Genomic DNA, 16987 nt, shown 5'->3' on the forward strand with positions numbered 1-16987 from the left:
AGGCGTTGCTGGCCACGCCGGCGGGCGGGTCACCGCGGCGGGCTGTCAGCGGCATCGACCACTCTCGCGCGGCGATGATCACCGCCGTGCTGGAGAAGCACGGCAAGCTGCCCATTTCGGCGCACGACATCTACCTGTCCACCGTCGGGGGCATGCGGCTCACGGACCCGTCGGCGGACCTGGCGGTGGCCGTCGCGCTGGCGTCGGCGCTGGCGGACCTGCCGCTGCCGACGACGGCGGTGATGATCGGCGAGGTCGGGCTGGCCGGAGACCTGCGCCGGATCAGCGGCATGGGCCGCCGCCTGAGCGAGGCCGCGCGGCAGGGGTTCAGCATCGCCCTCATCCCCGACGGCGACGATCCGCGCCGCGAGATCGTCCCGAGCGGCATGCGGGCGCTGCGCGCGCCGACCATCGGCGCGGCGCTGCAACACATGGTCGCCATCGCCGAGTCCCGCAAAGAGTGGACGCGCCGCGCACCGGGGCCGCACAATGACTCGCTGTGACTCGTCCGACGCTGCGTGACACCGTCGCCCGCCTCGCGCCCGGCACCGGGCTGCGCGACGGCCTGGAGCGCATCCTGCGTGGCCGTACCGGCGCGCTGATCGTGCTCGGCAACGACGAGAACGTCGAGGCCATCTGCGACGGCGGTTTCGCCCTCGACGTGCGGTACGCACCGACGCGGCTGCGGGAGCTGGCAAAGATGGACGGCGCCGTGGTCCTGTCCACCGACGGCAGCCGCATCGTGCGGGCCAACGTGCAGCTGGTGCCGGACCCGTCGATCCCCACCGACGAGTCCGGGACGCGGCACCGCTCCGCCGAACGGGCGGCCATCCAGACCGGTTACCCGGTGATCTCGGTCAGCCATTCGATGAACATCGTGACCGTCTACGTCGGCGGCGAGCGCCACGTGGTGGCCGACTCGGCGACCATCCTGTCGCGGGCCAACCAGGCCATCGCCACCCTGGAGCGCTACAAGATCCGGCTCGACGAAGTCAGCAGGCAGCTCTCGCGCGCCGAGATCGAGGACTTCGTGACGCTGCGCGACGTGCTGACGGTGGTGCAGCGCCTGGAGCTGGTCCGACGCATCGGGCTCGCGATCGACGACGACGTCGTCGAGCTCGGCACCGACGGCCGCCAGCTGCGGCTACAGCTCGAGGAGTTGCTGGGCGGCAACGACACCGCCCGGGAGCTGATGGTGCGCGACTATCACGCGAGCCCCGAGCCGCTGCCCGAGGCGCAGACGACGGCGACGCTCGACGAGCTCGACGCCCTGTCGGACGCCGAGCTGCTCGATTTCACCGCGCTGGCCAAGGTGTTCGGCTACCCGACCACCGCCGAGGCGCAGGACTCCGCGGTCAGCCCCCGCGGCTACCGGGCCCTGGCCGGCATTCCACGGCTGCAGTTCGCCCACGCCGACCTGTTGGTCCGCTCCTTCGGCACGCTGCAGAACGTGCTGGCCGCCAGCGCCAGCGACCTGCAGTCGGTCGACGGCATCGGGGCGATGTGGGCGAGGCACGTCCGCGAGGGGTTGTCGCAGCTGGCGGAGTCGACGATCACCGACTCACTGAGCTGAGCTGAGCTGAACTGAACTGAGCTGAACTGAGCTGAGCCGACCCGAGCTGCTGCGTCAGCCGGCCGGGACCGGGCCCGCCGGCGGGGCCTCCGGCGGTGGCACCACCGCGGGCTGCCCGGGCACCGGCCCGGGCGGTGGCGGCGGCTGGTTGAGGATGAACGGCACCGGCTGCGAGCGCAGGTTGCCCAGCTGCACGACCAGGTTGTAGGTGCCCGGCCCGATCGCCGGCCGCGGCAGCGGGCAGTGCGGCGCCGAGCCCATCCCGGTCCAGGTGACCGCGGTGGTGACCTGCTCGCCGGGTGTGAATGTCTTGATCAGCGTCTCGTTGGACGGGGCGCAGTCCAGGTTCGACCACAGCCGCTTGTTGTCCAGCGAGTACACGTAGGCCGCCAGCACCGCGGCGCCGACGTCGCGCTTGCAGGCCACCAGCCCGATGTTGGTCACCACCATGGTGAATTTCGGCTGGTCACCGATGAAGTACTGGGGCGCGTTGGTCAGGCCCTTGACGGCCAGCGTCGAGTCGGGGCAGTCGTCGCCCTCCTTGAGGACCGGCGGCGGCTGCACGGCCGCGGTCGGCGTGGCCGTTTCGGGGTTCTGCCCCTGCGCCGGCGGCTGCACCGGGACGGGCCCCTCGGGACCCGGCGGGGGCGGCACCTGCGGCGCGGGCGCGCCCGGCTTGTTCTGGGCGGAGTTGGCTTTGTCGGCACTGGCGGGCTTGGCGCCCGCGCTGTGCCCCATGAAGGCGATGACGACGGCGGCCACGATCCCGATCACGACGACCGCGATACCAATGGCCAGGCCTCGGCGCCGCCAATAGATCTCGGTGGGTAGCGGGCCACGCGGTTCCAGATCCAGCACGTTTGCAGCGTAGGCGCAGGTCACGCCGATTCGGCTGAGCCACCCCGGCGTGTCGCCGGGTTTGCTGGCCCACCGACGTGTAGGGCGGCCGTTATCCCCCCGGGATTTCCGTGTTATTCGCCGGGGATCGGCTCGTTATTCGCCGATGTCGCCGACGTGGTCGGTCAGCTCCGCCCGGCCGTCGGCCAGGTGGTAGGTGACGCCGACGACGGCCAGGGTGCCGTCGGCCACCTTCTCGCCGATGATCGCCGACCGGGACGCGAGCTGGGCCACCGTCTCGGCCACGTGCCGCTTCTCGAACTGGTCGACGCTGCTCAGGCCGTCGCGCCGGCCCACCAGGATCGACGGCGCGACGCGCTCGACCACGTCGCGCACGAACCCTGGGGGGATCGCGCCGTCGTCGATGGCGCCGACCGCCGCCTTGACGGCGCCGCAGCTGTCGTGGCCCACCACGACGACCAGCGGCACCTTGAGGACGGCCACCGCGTACTCCAGCGATCCCAGGACCGCCGAGTCGATGGCCTGCCCCGCGGTGCGGACCACGAAGATGTCGCCGAGGCCCTGGTCGAACAGCAGCTCGGCGGAGACCCGGCTGTCCGCGCATCCCAGGATCGCCGCGATCGGCTGCTGGCCGCTAGCCAGGCCGGCGCGGCGCTCGACGCTCTGGTTGGGATGTTCGGGGCTGCCGGCGACGAATCGCTCGTTACCCTCTTTGAGTGTTTTCCATGATGTCGCCGGGGCGGTGTTGGGCATGGCCCATATTGTGCTGTGCCACGGTCCGTCGTGGCTAGTTCGGGGCAAATCCCGCCGGGTGAACTTCTGGGGTGGTACGAGCGCGCGCGCCGCGACCTACCTTGGCGCCAGCCCGGCGTCAGCGCGTGGCAGATCTTGGTGAGCGAATTCATGCTGCAGCAGACGCCGGTTGCCCGGGTGCTGCCGATCTGGTCGGACTGGGTCCGGCGCTGGCCCACCCCGTCGGCCACCGCGGCGGCCAGCGCGGCCGACGTGCTGCGCGCCTGGGGCAAGCTGGGGTACCCGCGGCGCGCCAAGCGGCTGCACGAGTGCGCGGTCGCCATCGCGCGCGACCACGGCGACGTGGTGCCCGACGACGTCGAGACCTTGCTGGGCCTGCCCGGCGTCGGCAGCTACACCGCGCGCGCCGTCGCCTGTTTCGCCTACCGCCAACGGGTTCCGGTGGTCGACACCAATGTGCGCCGGGTGGTGGCGCGGGTGGTGCACGGCCTGGCAGACGCCGGCTCGCCGTCGGCGACCCGCGACCACGCCGACGTCGAAGCCCTGTTGCCGGCGGAGGAGACGGCGCCGCAATTCTCGGTGGCGTTGATGGAGCTGGGTGCGACGGTGTGCACCGCACGCGCGCCGCGCTGCGGCCTGTGCCCGCTGCGGCACTGCGCGTGGCGGCACGCCGGCTACCCCGCGGCCCAGGGGCCGCCGCGGCGTGCGCAGGCCTACGCCGGCACCGACCGGCAGGTGCGCGGTCGGCTCTTAGATGTGTTGCGCGCCAGCGATTTTCCGGTGACGCGCGCCGAGCTCGACGTGGCCTGGCTGACCGACACGGCCCAGCGCGACCGGGCCCTGTTCTCGCTGCTGTCCGACGGCCTGGTCACCCAGACCGCCGACGGGCGCTTCGCCCTGGCCGGCGAGGGGTAGCGGGTTCACGGTCGTGGCGCCGTCAGGAACGACTCGACCGCCGCGCGGTACCGCTGGGGGGCCTCGTCATGGATCAGGTGGCCCGCCTGTTCGACCATCACATAGGTTGTGGCGTAGCCCATTTGGGCCATGGTGCGCATCTGTCCCGGCGGGGTGACCGAGTCGCCGGCCTCGATCAGCAGCGCCGGCGCCCGCACCCCCCGCCACTGCGCCCAATAGTCGCGGGTGCCCCACTCGGCGGCGATCTCGATCCACCGCGCGGGCTGCCCGTGCAACCGCCAACCGGTGCCGGTGCGGTCGAACGCCTCGAGGAAGTACTGCCCGGCGACCGGCCCGAACGCGTCGAAAACCTGCTGCGCCGAACCGAATTCGACGGGCAGGGCGTGCAGCCACGGTTCCCAGGGGCCGGTGGTGCGGCCGCGGAAGTCCGGGGCCATGTCCTCGAGGACCAGCGCGTCGACCAACTCGGGTCGCTCGGCGGCCAGGCACCACGAGTGCAGCGCGCCCATCGAATGCCCGACCAGCCGCACCGGGGTCGCCAGCGTGGCCACCGCGTCGGCCAGGTCGGCCACGAACCGTTCGGTGCTGATCGGGTGCGGGTCGGCCACGTCGCGGCCCCGGTGCCACGGCGCGTCGTAGGTGTAGACCGTGCCCAGCCGCGTCAGCCACGGCAGCTGCCGCGGCCAGGTGGAACCCCGCCCCATCAGGCCGTGCACCAGCACTACCGGTGCGCCGTGGCCCCCGTGGCACGTCAGCAGTTGGCTGGGCATAGCACCATCTTGCGTGCCCCGCCCACGGGCCGAGCGCGGGGAGGGGCGGGGTAGCCTAGCGGCATGTCGCCAGTGGTGAAGATCAACGCAATCGAGGTACCCGCCGACGCCGGCCCCGAGCTGGAGAAGCGGTTCGCGCACCGGGCGCACGCGGTCGACAACCAGCCCGGGTTCCTCGGGTTTCAGTTGCTGCGCCCGATCAAGGGCGAGAACCGATATTTCGTGGTCACGCAGTGGGAGTCCGAAGAGGCCTTCCAGGCGTGGGCGCAGGGGCCCGCCATCGCGGCCCACGCGGGCGAGCGGGCGAACCCGGTGGCGACCGGGGCCACGTTGCTGGAATTCGAGGTTGTGATGGACGTTGCCGGCAACAAGCAGGCCGATTAGCGGCATCTCGGCGTGGCGCCGCGCGCTGGCGCTGGGCGCCGCGACCGCTCTGGTCGTGTCGTTCGCGCCGGGTTGCGCGTCTTCGCCGTCCCCCCAGGCGAACGCGGCCAACGCAGGGCGGGAGATCGACACCCGGACCCCGCCCGGCATCCGCGCCCAACAAACCCTGGACATGCTGAACTCCGACTGGCCCATCGGCCCGGTCGGGGTGCGCACGCTGGCCGCGCCGGACAAGGTGGAGTCGGTGCAGACCACCATGGAGGCGTTGTGGTGGGACCGCCCGTTCACCCTCAACGGCGTCGACATCGGCGCCAGCGTCGCCACGCTGCACCTCACCTCGTCTTACGGTGCGCGACAAGACATCCGGATTCACACCGACGACGGCGGCTGGGTGGACCGGTTCGACCTGGAGACGTTGCCGCCGACGGTCAAGTCCTGGCACGACGTCGACGCGGTGCTGGGCAAGACCGGTGCCCGCTACTCCTACCAGGTCGCTAAGGTCGACGACGGCCGGTGTGATCCGGTGGCGGGCACCAACACTGAGCAATCCCTGCCCCTGGCATCGATTTTCAAGCTGTACGTCCTGCACGCGGTGGCCACCGCGGTCAAGGCCGGGACGGTGTCGTGGGACGATCAGCTGACGGTCACCGAAAAGAGCCGCGCTGTCGGCTCTTCCGGCCTGGCGCTGCCGGCCGGGGCGCAGGTCTCGGTGCGCACGGCCGCGGAGAAGATGATCGCCACCAGCGACAACATGGCCACCGACCTGCTGATCGACAAGCTGGGCACCCACGCGATCGAAGAAGCGCTGGCCACCGCGGGCCACCATGATCCGGCCGCCATGACGCCGTTTCCCACCATGTACGAGCTGTTCTCCGTCGGCTGGGGCAGGCCCGACCTGCGCAGCGAATGGGAGCACGGGTCCCCGGAGGTGCGGGCCCGGTTGCTGGCGCAGGCGAACGCCTCGCACTACGACCCGGACCCGATCCGCGCCCACTCGCCGGCGTCGTCCTACGGCGCCGAGTGGTACGGCAACGCGCAGGACATCTGCCGGGTGCACGCGGCGCTGCAGGCCGACGCGACGGGCAAGGCGGCGCCGGTGCGCCAGATCCTGTCGGCGGTGGCGGGTATCCAGCTGGACCGCAACGTGTGGCCCTACATCGGCGCGAAAGCCGGTGGCCTGCCGGGGGATTTGACGTTCAGCTGGTATGCCGTCGACAAGACCCAGCAGCCGTGGGTGGTCAGTTTTCAGCTGACCTGGCCGCGCGACCACGGGCCGACCGTGACGGGCTGGATGTTGCAGGTGGCCCGGCAGGTCTTCGCGCTGATCGCGCCGCGCTGACGGCTCAGAGCCGCAGCGTCCAGCGTCGGTCGCGGTAGTGCAGCGCGGTGCGGCTGACCGGCCTGATGTCGATGCGCCAGAACGCATCCGCCGGCGCGCCGAGCGCCGCGACGATCGCGGCGCGAATCACCGCCGGGTGCGTCACCGCCACGGTGCGGCCCGGCCCGGCGGTCGCGACCGAGCCCAGCCAGGCCGCCACCCGCTCGGTCAGCTCGGCGATCGATTCGCCGCCGTGCGGCGCGGCCGCGGGGTCGGCCAGCCACACCGCCAGCTCGTCGGGGGGCACCTCCTGCAGCGTGCGCCCGCGCCACCGCCCGCAGTCGAGGTCGGCCAGCAGCGGCTCCGCCACTGCGCGCAGCCCCAACAGCCGCGCGGTCTGCTCGGCGCGGCGCTCCGGCCCGCGCAGCTGACGGCCCGCCCGGTCACACTGTCCCGCAACGGCTTCGACCTGCCGGCGGCCGAGATCGTTGAGCGGTTCGTCGGCGGGGAACCGGGCCGCCGCCACGGCATTGGTCATGGCGTGCGACACCAGGATCAGCCGGCCGACGGCGGTCACGCCGCGAGGCTCGGCGCCCGTCCGCTCTCGGCCCGCTCCCCCAGCAGCCGGGCCGCGAGCGCCCCGAACACCAGGGCGATCGCCGCCCACAGGATCGCCTGGGCGGCCAGCGACACCAGCCGGAACTCATAGAGCACGTCGGCGGGAAAGCCGGGGTAGACGATGGCGCCCGCGGGGTCGCGCAACGGTTCTGGCGTCTCGTCGACGGTCGGCAACAACACCGCCACCGCGGCGACCGCCACCAGGTAGGCCGCCGCCGCCAACAGCGTCGCGTTCGTCGCGCCGTGGCGGGCGGTCAGGCGTCGGCGCAACCACGCGGCCCCGACGGCCAGCGCGACCGAGGTCACCAGCAGGACCAGGTACCACCCGGTGCGCGTCCCGATGGTGTCCGATTGGCCCACGGCCGGTGGGTTCGGCGGGTACTTCACGAACGGCACCAGATACCCCGCGACGAAGGCGCCGGCGCCAAGCGACCAGGAAAGCCGCTGCGGCGCAGCGGATTCCGAGCGCGCGTAGACGACGCAGAACAGCACGGCGAACAGCGCGCCCACGGCGACGCCGAAGATCAGCACACCGAAGCCCAGCCCGGCGCCGGACTGCACACCACGGGTGAACAGCTCCGCGCCGTGCTCATGCACGCCGTGCGCGTTCTCGGCGTCGGCCCGGCCGTCCTCGAAGGCGATCGCGCGGCCGATGACGGGCTCGGCGCACAGCCGGGCGAACGCGAACGCCAGCGCGGCGCCGATCGCCCCGGCCAGCAGGCCGCGTCCGATCAAACGCTTCTCCATGCGATTCAGTGGCAGGGGAAGCCGAGCAGGTGCCGCGCGTCGTGCACGAATTCGTGGACGTGCGAATCGCTGCCGAACAGCGACACCGCCCCCTGGTCGATGCCGACGAAGTAGATGGCCAGCAAAGCCACGACGACCGTGGCCGTCAGCCACAGCGCGGCGCCCGCCGCCGACAGGTCAACCGAGCGGGCGGCGGTGGTCCGGGGCTGAGACATTGGTCGACTCCTTCCGGGGATGCGCGCGTCCCCGCTAGGTGATGACGGGCGATGGGTCTGACTATCGACAGTGGCGCGACCGTTCTGGAATTTCACCAGATTCCGTCGCCCGTCAGGACGAAGCCAGTAAACCACGGGCGGTCAGGCAAGCGAAACGGGCGGGCAGCTCCCCGAAGGGAACCGCCCGCCCGTGTCTGCATTGCCTACGGCGTGTCGGGGGCGCTGTGCGCGCCGGCCTTCGCCAGGTCGGGTTCGGCCGGCGGCTTGCGGGCGCCGGTGAAGGTGAACACCGCGTCCTCGCCGCTGCCCTCGCCGTCCCAGTTGTCCACGTCGACGGTGACGACCTGACCGGGACCCAGCTCCTCGAAGAGGATCTTCTCCGACAGCTGGTCCTCGATCTCGCGCTGAATGGTGCGCCGCAACGGGCGCGCCCCCAGCACCGGATCGAAACCGCGCTTGGCCAGCAACGACTTCGCCTTCTCGGTCAGCTCCAACGCCATGTCCTTGGCCTTGAGCTGGTTGCCGACCCGGCTGACCATGAGGTCGACCATCTTGATGATCTCCTCGCGGCTCAGCTGGTGGAAGACGATGATGTCGTCGATGCGGTTGAGGAACTCCGGGCGGAAGTGCTTCTTCAGCTCGTCATTGACCTTCTGCTTCATCCGCTCGTAGTTGTTCTCACCGCCGCCCTGGGTGAAGCCCAGACCGACCGGCTTGGAGATGTCGCCGGTGCCGAGGTTCGAGGTGAAGATCAACACGGTGTTCTTGAAGTCCACCGTGCGGCCCTGACCGTCGGTGAGCCGACCATCCTCGAGGACCTGCAGCAGGCTGTTGTAGATCTCCTGGTGCGCCTTTTCGATCTCGTCGAACAGCACCACCGAGAACGGCTTGCGCCGGACCTTCTCGGTGAGCTGGCCGCCCTCCTCGTAGCCCACGTATCCCGGCGGGGCGCCGAACAACCGCGACGCGGTGAACCGGTCGTGGAACTCGCCCATGTCGATCTGGATGAGCGCGTCGTCGTCGCCGAACAGGAAGTTGGCCAGCGCCTTGGACAGCTCGGTCTTACCGACACCGGACGGGCCGGCGAAGATGAACGAACCCGACGGGCGCTTGGGGTCCTTCAACCCCGCGCGGGTGCGGCGGATTGCCTTCGAGACGGCCTTGACGGCGTCCTCCTGGCCGATGATCCGCTTGTGCAGCTCGTCCTCCATGCGCAGCAGGCGGGTGGTCTCGGCCTCGGTGAGCTTGAACACCGGGATGCCGGTCCAGTTGCCCAGCACCTCGGCGATCTGCTCGTCGTCGACCTCGGCGACCACGTCGAGATCGCCGGACCGCCACTGCTTCTCGCGCTCGGAGCGCTGCGCCACCAGTTGCTTCTCGCGGTCGCGCAGGTTCGCCGCCTTCTCGAAGTCCTGGGCGTCGATCGCCGACTCCTTCTCCCGGCGCGCGTCGGCGATCTTCTCGTCGAACTCGCGCAGGTCTGGCGGAGCGGTCATCCGGCGGATCCGCATCCGCGCGCCGGCCTCGTCGATCAGGTCGATCGCCTTATCCGGCAGGAACCGGTCGTTGATGTAGCGGTCGGCCAGCGTGGCCGCCGCGACCAGGGCACCGTCGGTGATCGAGACCCGGTGGTGCGCCTCGTACCGGTCCCGCAGGCCCTTGAGGATCTCGATGGTGTGCTCCACCGTGGGCTCGCCCACCTGGACCGGCTGGAAGCGGCGCTCCAGGGCGGCGTCCTTCTCGATGTACTTGCGGTACTCGTCGAGCGTGGTGGCGCCGATGGTCTGCAGCTCGCCGCGGGCCAGCTTCGGCTTGAGGATCGACGCGGCGTCGATCGCGCCCTCGGCGGCCCCGGCACCCACCAGGGTGTGCAGCTCGTCGATGAACAGGATGATGTCGCCGCGCGTGTTGATCTCCTTGAGCACCTTCTTGAGGCGCTCCTCGAAGTCACCGCGGTAGCGGCTGCCCGCCACCAGCGAACCCAGGTCCAAGGTGTAGAGCTGCTTGTCCTTCAGCGTCTCGGGAACCTGCCCGTGCACGATGGCCTGCGCCAGGCCCTCCACGACGGCGGTCTTGCCGACGCCGGGCTCGCCGATCAGCACCGGGTTGTTCTTGGTGCGCCGGCTGAGCACCTGCATGACCCGCTCGATTTCCTTCTCGCGGCCGATGACGGGGTCGAGCTTGCCCTCCATCGCGGCGGCGGTCAGGTTGCGGCCGAACTGGTCGAGCACCAGCGACGTGGACGGGCTGCCGGACTCGCCGCCACGGCCACCCGTGCCGGCCTCCGCGGCCTCCTTGCCCTGGTAGCCGCTGAGCAGCTGGATCACCTGCTGGCGCACCCGGGTCAGCTCGGCGCCGAGCTTGACCAGCACCTGCGCGGCCACGCCCTCGCCCTCACGAATCAGGCCGAGCAGGATGTGCTCGGTGCCGATGTAGTTGTGGCCGAGTTGCAGCGCCTCGCGCAGGCTCAGCTCCAGCACCTTCTTGGCGCGCGGCGTGAACGGGATGTGCCCCGACGGCGCCTGCTGGCCCTGGCCGATGATCTCCTCGACCTGGCTGCGGACGCCCTCCAGCGAGATGCCCAGCGACTCCAGCGACTTCGCGGCGACGCCCTCGCCCTCGTGGATCAAACCCAACAGGATGTGCTCGGTCCCGATGTAGTTGTGGTTGAGCATCCGGGCCTCTTCTTGCGCCAGGACGACGACCCTGCGGGCACGGTCGGTAAATCTTTCAAACATCGGGTTACCTGCTCTCCCTCACCTCGGTACTCACCTTTTGGCGGCCCTTCAAGCAGCCTTGCCGCTCCCCAGGGGCCGGCATCGCGTACCTGCCGTCCACTGTAATGGTCGGCTCGCCGGGGGGCCTAACGTTGCGCCCCCCTGCCGCCGGGGTCTCCGCTTTGTTTGTGCGGACTTCTCGGTGGACTTCCCCGGCGAAAGGCGCCTTAACTGAACAAACGTCACAATGCGCGAATTCGTTTCCTTGGGTTGCCGTTCGCCCTTTCGCGTCCAGCGAAACGAAAACCGGCGCCCGGGCTATTGCTGCCCGGGCGCCGGTCCGAAAGCCTGCTAGGTCGCGGCGTGAAACGCGTCGATCACGTCGGCCGGGATGCGACCGCGGGTGGAGACGTTGTGCCCGTTGCGGCGCGCCCATTCGCGGATGGCTGCGCTCTGCTCACGGTCGATGGCGCCGCGGCCCCGGCCGGCGGTGCCGGACCGCCCCCGCCGCCTGCCGCCGACCCGGCGACCGGCCTCCACCCATTGCTTCAGATCGTTGCGAAGTTTCGCGGCATTCTTGGACGAAAGATCAATCTCATACGTCACCCCGTCGAGGCCGAATTCGACCGTTTCGTCGGCTGCGCCGGCACCGTCGAAATCATCGACCAAGGTGACGGTCACTTTTTTCGCCATTAGCTTACCCTCGCGTTTCATCCTGAGAAGTTGCTGAGCAGATTGGATGGACCTCCCCGGTCACCAATGTGCCATATCCGGGCAGCATACTCAATCTGTGCGCAAGCCGCACAGTTGCCGCTTTCTACTGCGTGTGCGGCCGAACAATCGGGAACAAAACAGTCTCTCGAATTGACAACCCGGTCAATGACATCAACAACCGGTCGATACCCATTCCCGTTCCCGTGCACGGCGGCATCGCATACTCCAGTGCGGCGAGAAAGTCTTCGTCGAGCGCCATCGCCTCGTCGTCGCCGGCGGCCGCGGCCCGGGCCTGTGCGGCGAATCGCTCCCGCTGCACCACCGGGTCGGTCAACTCCGAATAGCCGGTCGCCAGTTCGACGCCGCGCACGTAGAGGTCCCACTTCTCGGTGACGCCGGCGATGCTGCGGTGTTGTCGTGTCAAAGGCGTTGTCTCGACCGGGAAGTCCCGGACGAACGTAGGGGCGACGAGGGTGTTGCCCACCGTGTGTTCCCAGAGCTCTTCGACCAGTTTCCCGTGCCCGTAGCCGCGGTCGCGGGGGATCTCGACCCCGAGCCGCTCGGCGATCGCCCACAGCCGGTCGACGGTCGTGGCCGGGGTGATCTCTTCACCGAGTGCCGCAGACAACGACGGGTACATTTCAATCGACGCCCATTCTCCGTCTATGTCGTAGACAGTCCCGTCGGGCAGCGGCAGTTGTCGGGTTCCGATGGCCTCATCGGCGACCTCTTGAATAAGCTCACGCGTCACAACTGCCGAATCGTCATACGTTCCGTAGGCCTGATAGGTCTCCAGCATCGAGAATTCGGGAGAATGCGTGGAATCGGCGCCCTCGTTTCGGAACACTCGATTTACTTCAAAGACCTTGTCGAAACCCCCGACGACGCACCGCTTGAGGAACAGTTCCGGCGCGATGCGCAGGTAGAGATCGATGTCGAGGGCATTGGAATGGGTGATGAACGGCCGCGCCGCCGCGCCGCCGGCCAGCGTCTGCAACATTGGGGTTTCCACTTCGAGAAATCCCCGCCGTTCCAGCGCGTTGCGGATGGCCCGGATGACGGCGACCCGCTGTCGGGCCACCGCGCGCGCCTCGGGGCGCACGATCAGGTCGACGTAGCGCTGCCGCACCCGCGACTCTTCGCTCATCTCCTTGTGCGCGACGGGCAGCGGCCGCAGCGACTTGGACGCGATCCGCCAGCTGTCGGCCAGCACCGACAGTTCGCCGCGCCGCGAGCTGATCACGGTGCCGTGCACCCAGACGATGTCGCCGAGGTCGACGTCGGCCTTCCACGCGTCGAGGGACTCCTGCCCGACCTTGTCCAGGCTGAGCATGACCTGCAGCGTGGTGCCGTCGCCCTCCTGCAGCGTGGCGAAGCACAGCTTGCCGGAGTTGCGGGCGAAGATCACCCGGCCGGCGACGCCGACCACGTCGTCGGTGGCGGTGTCGACCGGCAGGTCGGGGTACGCGGCGCGCACCTGCGCCAGGGTGTGCGTGCGTTCCACGGCGACGGGGTACGGGTCGCGGCCCTCTGCCAGCAGGCGAGCGCGCTTCTCCCGGCGGATCCGGTACTGCTCGGGGATGTCTGAATCGGCGGCACTCACGACGTGCCAGCTTAAATGACCCGGCGTGGCGCTCGCGCCGGCGCCGCGTCAGCGCGCGGTCTTGAGCCGCCGCTGCGCGTCGCGGTTGCGTTCGAAAACCAGGCGCAGGCCGTGCAGCGTGAGGTGCCGGTCGTAGTGGCTCTGGGTGCGCAGCTCGGGCAGCAGCAACGGTGCGGCGTGGCCGGTGGACACGACGACGACGTCGTCGCCGAGGTCGCTGGTGAAGCCGTCGACGTCCTCGCGGATCCGGCCGACCAGCCCGTCGACCAGGCCGGCGAAGCCGAACACGGCGCCGGCCTGCATGCATTCGACGGTGTTCTTGCCGACCACCGAGCGCGGCCGGGTCAGCTCCACCCGGCGCAGCGCGGCGGAGCGGGCGGCGGCGGCGTCCGAGGAGACCTGCAGGCCGGGCGCAATCGCCCCGCCGAGGAACTCGCCCTTCGCCGACACCACGTCGACGCAGATCGAGGAGCCGAAATCGATGACGATGGCGGCGCTTTGGAAGCGGTGGAACGCGGCCAGGCAGTTGACGATCCGGTCGGCGCCCACCTCCTTGGGGTTGTCCACCAGCAGCGGGATGCCGGTGCGCACCCCGGGCTCGATCAGCACGTGCGGCACCGACGGCCAGTACTGGTCGAGCATGATGCGGACCTCGTGCAGCACCGAGGGAACGGTCGACAGCGCGGCGGCGCCGGTGAGCCGCTCGGAGTCGTCACCGATCAGCCCGTCGATGGTCAACGCCAGCTCGTCCGCGGTGATCTCGGGCTCGGTGCGGATCCGCCACTGCTGCACCACCTTCGCGTGCTCCTTGGAGCCCGAGATCAGCCCGACGACGGTGTGGGTGTTGCGGACGTCGATCGCCAGGAGCACGGTTACCGCGCAACGATGCGTGGGTCGAGAAGTTCTGCCGCGCCCGGCATTTCGAAGTCGGGCACGAACGCGGGGTCGCTGCCGAGGTCGATCGGCTTGTTGTCGGCGTCGACGAACACGATCCGAGGCCGGTATGCCCGCGCCTCGGCCTCCTCCATGGTGCCGTAGGCGATGAGGATCACCAGGTCACCCGGGTGCACCAAATGCGCCGCGGCGCCGTTGATTCCGATCACGCCGCTGCCGCGCTCGCCGGTGATGGCATAGGTGACCAGCCGGGCGCCGTTGTCGATGTCGACGATGGTCACCTGTTCGCCCTCGAGCAGATCGGCGGCGTCCATCAGGTCGGCGTCGATGGTGACCGAGCCGACGTAGTGCAGGTCGGCCTGCGTGACGGTGGCGCGGTGGATCTTCGACTTGAGCATCGTCCGTAACATCAGTTCCTCCAAGGTGACTGGGCGTGCTGCGCCCGGGATTCGTCCGGCCCAGCGGTGCCGGCGAGTGTTCCGATCTCGATGGGAATGTTGTCCAACAGTCGGGTGCCGCCCAGCCGGACGGCGACCAGCAGCCGCCCGGGGCGGTCGGGCTGCAGCGGGCCCAGGTCCGCGTCCCGCAGCTCGATGTAGTCCACGGACAACCCGGGTACGGCGGCGAGCACCTGATGCGCCGCGGCCAGCGCGGGGCCGGCGCCGGTGTGCGCGACGTGCGCCGCGGCGGTCAGCGCCGCGGACACCGCGACGGCCGCCTCGCGCTGCTCGGGGTCGAGGTAGCGGTTGCGCGACGACATGGCGAGCCCGTCGGGTTCGCGGACGGTCCGCACGCCCACCACCGCGACGTCGAGGTTCAGGTCGGCGACCAGCTGGCGGATCAGGATCAACTGCTGGTAGTCCTTCTCGCCGAAGAAGACCCGGTCGGGGCGGACGATGTTGAGCAGCTTGGCGACCACGGTGAGCACGCCGGCGAAATGCGTCGGCCGGGCGGCGCCCTCCAGATCGGCGGCCAGCGGTCCGGGCTGCACGGTGGTGCGCAGCCCGGCGGGGTACATCGCGGCCGCGCTCGGGGCGAACACGATGTCGACGGCCTCCCCGCGCAGCCGCGCCAGGTCGTCGTCCAGCGTGCGGGGGTAGGCGTCGAGGTCCTCACCCGCCCCGAACTGCAGCGGATTGACGAAGATCGAGACCACCACCACCGAGCCGGGCACCCGCTTGGCCGCCCGCACCAGGGCCAGGTGCCCGTCGTGCAGCGCGCCCATGGTGGGCACCAACGTCACCCGGCGTCCGGTGTGGCGCAGCGCGCGGCTGACGTCCGCGACGTCGCGCGGCGCCGAATACACGTTGAGTTCGCCCGGGGTGAAGCTCGGCGAGCGGCCCGCCGTCATCCCGCCAGCACCTCGAGGACGGCGGCGGGCGCGTGCGCGCGCTGGGCGGTGCGCAGGGCGTTGGACCGGTAGGCGCCCGCCAGGGCGGGGTCGGCGGCGGTCAGCGCCGCCAGGTGGCCCGCGACGGCGGCCGCATCGCCGCGCGCCACCGGGCCGGTCAGCGCGGCCTGGCCGCGTTGCAGGGTGTTCTCCAGCGCCGCGCGGGCCAGCGGCCCGACGATGCGCTCGGCGATGCCGCCGGGTTGGTCGTCGACGACCTGCTGGCCGAGCAGCTCCTCGCCGCGCAGCGCCGAGCGCAGCGCCGCCAGCGCGTCGGCGACGACGGTGACCAGGTGGTTCCCGGCGTGGGCCAGCGCGGCGTGGTAGAGCACCCGGGCGTCCTCGCGGACGCAGAACGGCTCCCCACCCATCTCCAGGACCAGCGACTGGGCGATCGCGTAGCCGACGTCGTCGGCGGCGGTGATGCCGAAGCAGGTGTCGGGCAGCCTGTTGACGTCCTCGTCGGAGCCGGTGAACGTCATCGCCGGGTGAATGGCCAGCGGGATGCAGCCGCGGTCGGTCAGCGGGCCGAGGATGCCGACGCCGTTGGCGCCGGAGGTGTGCGCGACGATCGTGCCGGGCCCCACGGCCGACGTCGCCGCCAGCCCGGACACCAGCCCGGCGAGCTCGCTGTCGGGGACCGCGAGCAGCAGCAACTCGGCACCGGCCGCCACCTCCTGCGGCGCCGCGATCGGGGTGTCGGGCAGCCAGCGATGCGCGCGCTGGCGCGACGCGTGGGAGATCGCGCTGCACGCCACGACGACGTGGTCGGCGCGCTCCAGCGCGACGCCGAGCGCGGTCCCGACCCGGCCGGCCGAGATGACCCCCACTTTGAGCCTGGCCGGGCGCAAACCGTCGAACTGCACCATCGCAGACGACCTCACAGATTTCTTTCGTTCGTTCCGGTCCCACTCGGTGGGTACCGTTCGGTCAGTCAAACTCTAGTCGATCGCGCCCGGGAGCCCAACGAGGATGTGAGCCAGCTCCCAGTCAGGCGTCGCGGCGGCGCCGCCGGCCGCCCTCGGAGGGTTGCACCTGCAGCCGCGCCAGCAGGTCGGCGACGGACTGACCACCCGTCGGCGCACCGTCGTCCGCGCCGTCCGGCGTCATCGACTCCGGGCCGCCGTGCCGGGGCGCGTTCTCGGGAGTCGGGGGCGGTGCCATCTGCGGGGGTGCCGGCTCGGCCACGGGCTCGGCCGGCGGCGGCGGGAGCGGGGGCGCCGGCGTCGCGGCCGCCGGCGGTGTGACCCCGACGCTGGCGGGGGTCGGCGCGTCGTTGTCCCCGGCGAAGTTGCGCACGCCGTAGTCGCGGTACTCCGCGGAGTGCCGGGACCGGGCCCGACGGCCGCGTCGCCGAACGGCCGGCGCTCCCGCCATTCCGGCGACGACGAGGCCTGGTCCGGCGCGCCCGTCGAGGCGCCGCAGCCCTACGCCGAATCCGGCCGTCGGGCCCGGCCAGCAACGCACCCAGGAAGCGCTTGCGCGAGGCGCCCAGCAGCACCGGCAGGCCGGTGTCGA

General features: G+C 70.7%; 18 protein-coding genes and 2 pseudogenes. 5 read left to right on the forward strand and 15 right to left on the reverse strand.

The genetic code is table 11. From position 1 onward, the window contains the following. Both A5714_RS02510 and disA read left to right on the forward strand, forming a co-directional pair. Positions 1 to 503 (forward strand): magnesium chelatase domain-containing protein (locus A5714_RS02510; RefSeq protein WP_304528498.1); only part of this gene is annotated, 503 nt, incomplete at its 5' end. Continuing rightward, the gene (gene disA / locus A5714_RS02515; RefSeq protein ID WP_068070555.1) at positions 500 to 1573 is read left to right on the forward strand and encodes a DNA integrity scanning diadenylate cyclase DisA; all 1074 of its coding nucleotides are present in this window, start codon (positions 500 to 502) and stop codon (positions 1571 to 1573) included. The genes A5714_RS02510 and disA, both read left to right, overlap by 4 nt. Before the next feature lie 54 nt (positions 1574 to 1627). Here disA and A5714_RS02520 read toward each other — a convergent pair whose 3' ends face one another. Next, positions 1628 to 2431, reverse strand: a complete 804-nt coding sequence (locus A5714_RS02520; RefSeq protein ID WP_156671263.1) for a hypothetical protein — start codon at positions 2429 to 2431, stop codon at positions 1628 to 1630. A 135-nt stretch (positions 2432 to 2566) separates the two neighbouring features. Next, the gene (locus A5714_RS02525; RefSeq protein ID WP_068282448.1) at positions 2567 to 3184 is read right to left on the reverse strand and encodes a carbonic anhydrase; all 618 of its coding nucleotides are present in this window, start codon (positions 3182 to 3184) and stop codon (positions 2567 to 2569) included. 30 nt (positions 3185 to 3214) lie between these two features. Here A5714_RS02525 and A5714_RS02530 point away from each other — a divergent pair, with 30 nt between their 5' ends. Then, positions 3215 to 4099, forward strand: coding sequence for an A/G-specific adenine glycosylase (locus A5714_RS02530; RefSeq protein ID WP_231975728.1), 885 nt, complete (start codon positions 3215 to 3217; stop codon positions 4097 to 4099). A gap of 5 nt (positions 4100 to 4104) precedes the next feature. Here the strand turns inward: A5714_RS02530 and A5714_RS02535 are convergent, their stop codons facing one another. Further along, positions 4105 to 4869 carry an alpha/beta fold hydrolase gene (locus A5714_RS02535; RefSeq protein WP_068282453.1) on the reverse strand — a complete coding sequence of 255 codons (765 nt, stop codon included), beginning with the start codon at positions 4867 to 4869 and terminating at the stop codon, positions 4105 to 4107. 63 nt (positions 4870 to 4932) lie between these two features. Here A5714_RS02535 and mhuD point away from each other — a divergent pair, with 63 nt between their 5' ends. Both mhuD and A5714_RS02545 read left to right on the forward strand, forming a co-directional pair. Next, positions 4933 to 5253, forward strand: a complete 321-nt coding sequence (gene mhuD / locus A5714_RS02540) for a mycobilin-forming heme oxygenase MhuD (protein WP_068070545.1) — start codon at positions 4933 to 4935, stop codon at positions 5251 to 5253. Beyond that, the gene (locus A5714_RS02545; protein WP_068282455.1) at positions 5228 to 6592 is read left to right on the forward strand and encodes a serine hydrolase; all 1365 of its coding nucleotides are present in this window, start codon (positions 5228 to 5230) and stop codon (positions 6590 to 6592) included. The genes mhuD and A5714_RS02545 overlap by 26 nt, the downstream gene beginning before the upstream one ends. A gap of 4 nt (positions 6593 to 6596) precedes the next feature. On the opposite strand, the gene A5714_RS02550 is transcribed toward A5714_RS02545, so the two are convergent. The 12 genes and pseudogenes from A5714_RS02550 to A5714_RS26880 all read right to left on the reverse strand — a co-directional run. Beyond that, positions 6597 to 7148: a histidine phosphatase family protein gene (locus A5714_RS02550; protein ID WP_068282458.1), complete on the reverse strand. Its 552-nt coding sequence runs from the start codon at positions 7146 to 7148 to the stop codon at positions 6597 to 6599. Further along, entirely contained in the window at positions 7145 to 7936 is a 792-nt protein-coding gene (locus A5714_RS02555) for a CbtA family protein (RefSeq protein ID WP_068282460.1), read from the reverse strand. Before A5714_RS02555 ends, A5714_RS02550 begins: the two co-directional genes overlap by 4 nt. A 5-nt stretch (positions 7937 to 7941) precedes the next feature. Continuing rightward, positions 7942 to 8151: a CbtB-domain containing protein gene (locus A5714_RS02560; RefSeq protein WP_068070536.1), complete on the reverse strand. Its 210-nt coding sequence runs from the start codon at positions 8149 to 8151 to the stop codon at positions 7942 to 7944. Between the two features lie 203 nt (positions 8152 to 8354). Next, positions 8355 to 10889, reverse strand: a complete 2535-nt coding sequence (gene clpC1 / locus A5714_RS02565; RefSeq protein ID WP_068070534.1) for an ATP-dependent protease ATP-binding subunit ClpC — start codon at positions 10887 to 10889, stop codon at positions 8355 to 8357. A gap of 330 nt (positions 10890 to 11219) precedes the next feature. Continuing rightward, complete coding sequence (lsr2, locus tag A5714_RS02570) at positions 11220 to 11561, reverse strand: histone-like nucleoid-structuring protein Lsr2 (RefSeq protein WP_068070532.1); 342 nt, start codon at positions 11559 to 11561, stop codon at positions 11220 to 11222. 124 nt (positions 11562 to 11685) lie between these two features. Continuing rightward, complete coding sequence (gene lysS / locus A5714_RS02575) at positions 11686 to 13185, reverse strand: lysine--tRNA ligase (RefSeq protein WP_068282466.1); 1500 nt, start codon at positions 13183 to 13185, stop codon at positions 11686 to 11688. A 48-nt stretch (positions 13186 to 13233) separates the two neighbouring features. Next, positions 13234 to 14055, reverse strand: a complete 822-nt coding sequence (locus A5714_RS02580) for a type III pantothenate kinase (RefSeq protein ID WP_068204879.1) — start codon at positions 14053 to 14055, stop codon at positions 13234 to 13236. A gap of 2 nt (positions 14056 to 14057) precedes the next feature. Then, positions 14058 to 14489: an aspartate 1-decarboxylase gene (gene panD / locus A5714_RS02585; protein WP_068282479.1), complete on the reverse strand. Its 432-nt coding sequence runs from the start codon at positions 14487 to 14489 to the stop codon at positions 14058 to 14060. After that, entirely contained in the window at positions 14489 to 15430 is a 942-nt protein-coding gene (gene panC / locus A5714_RS02590; RefSeq protein ID WP_068282471.1) for a pantoate--beta-alanine ligase, read from the reverse strand. Before panC ends, panD begins: the two co-directional genes overlap by 1 nt. Further along, positions 15427 to 16338 (reverse strand): Rossmann-like and DUF2520 domain-containing protein, encoded by a 912-nt coding sequence (locus tag A5714_RS02595; RefSeq protein WP_068282473.1) that lies wholly within the window; start codon positions 16336 to 16338, stop codon positions 15427 to 15429. The genes panC and A5714_RS02595 overlap by 4 nt, the downstream gene beginning before the upstream one ends. A 121-nt stretch (positions 16339 to 16459) precedes the next feature. Beyond that, positions 16460 to 16549, reverse strand: a pseudogene (locus tag A5714_RS27540) (hypothetical protein); the annotation flags it as partial. A 352-nt stretch (positions 16550 to 16901) separates the two neighbouring features. Beyond that, a pseudogene (locus A5714_RS26880) lies at positions 16902 to 16987 on the reverse strand (dihydropteroate synthase); the annotation flags it as partial.

The sequence above is a fragment of the Mycobacterium sp. E2462 genome (genome assembly GCF_001672685.1).
Lineage (GTDB): Bacteria > Actinomycetota > Actinomycetes > Mycobacteriales > Mycobacteriaceae > Mycobacterium.

Bases quoted from the DNA above. Each gene is read 5' to 3' on its own strand.
- clpC1 (WP_068070534.1), bottom strand. From the start codon at position 10,889: ATGTTTGAAAGATTTACCGACCGTGCCCGCAGGGTCGTCGTCCTGGCG.
- panD (WP_068282479.1), bottom strand. From the start codon at position 14,489: ATGTTACGGACGATGCTCAAGTCGAAGATCCACCGCGCCACCGTCACG.
- A5714_RS02535 (WP_068282453.1), bottom strand. From the start codon at position 4,869: ATGCCCAGCCAACTGCTGACGTGCCACGGGGGCCACGGCGCACCGGTA.
- A5714_RS02595 (WP_068282473.1), bottom strand. From the start codon at position 16,338: ATGGTGCAGTTCGACGGTTTGCGCCCGGCCAGGCTCAAAGTGGGGGTC.
- mhuD (WP_068070545.1), top strand. From the start codon at position 4,933: ATGTCGCCAGTGGTGAAGATCAACGCAATCGAGGTACCCGCCGACGCC.
- lsr2 (WP_068070532.1), bottom strand. From the start codon at position 11,561: ATGGCGAAAAAAGTGACCGTCACCTTGGTCGATGATTTCGACGGTGCC.
- A5714_RS02560 (WP_068070536.1), bottom strand. From the start codon at position 8,151: ATGTCTCAGCCCCGGACCACCGCCGCCCGCTCGGTTGACCTGTCGGCG.
- A5714_RS02555 (WP_068282460.1), bottom strand. From the start codon at position 7,936: ATGGAGAAGCGTTTGATCGGACGCGGCCTGCTGGCCGGGGCGATCGGC.
- A5714_RS02525 (WP_068282448.1), bottom strand. From the start codon at position 3,184: ATGCCCAACACCGCCCCGGCGACATCATGGAAAACACTCAAAGAGGGT.
- panC (WP_068282471.1), bottom strand. From the start codon at position 15,430: ATGACGGCGGGCCGCTCGCCGAGCTTCACCCCGGGCGAACTCAACGTG.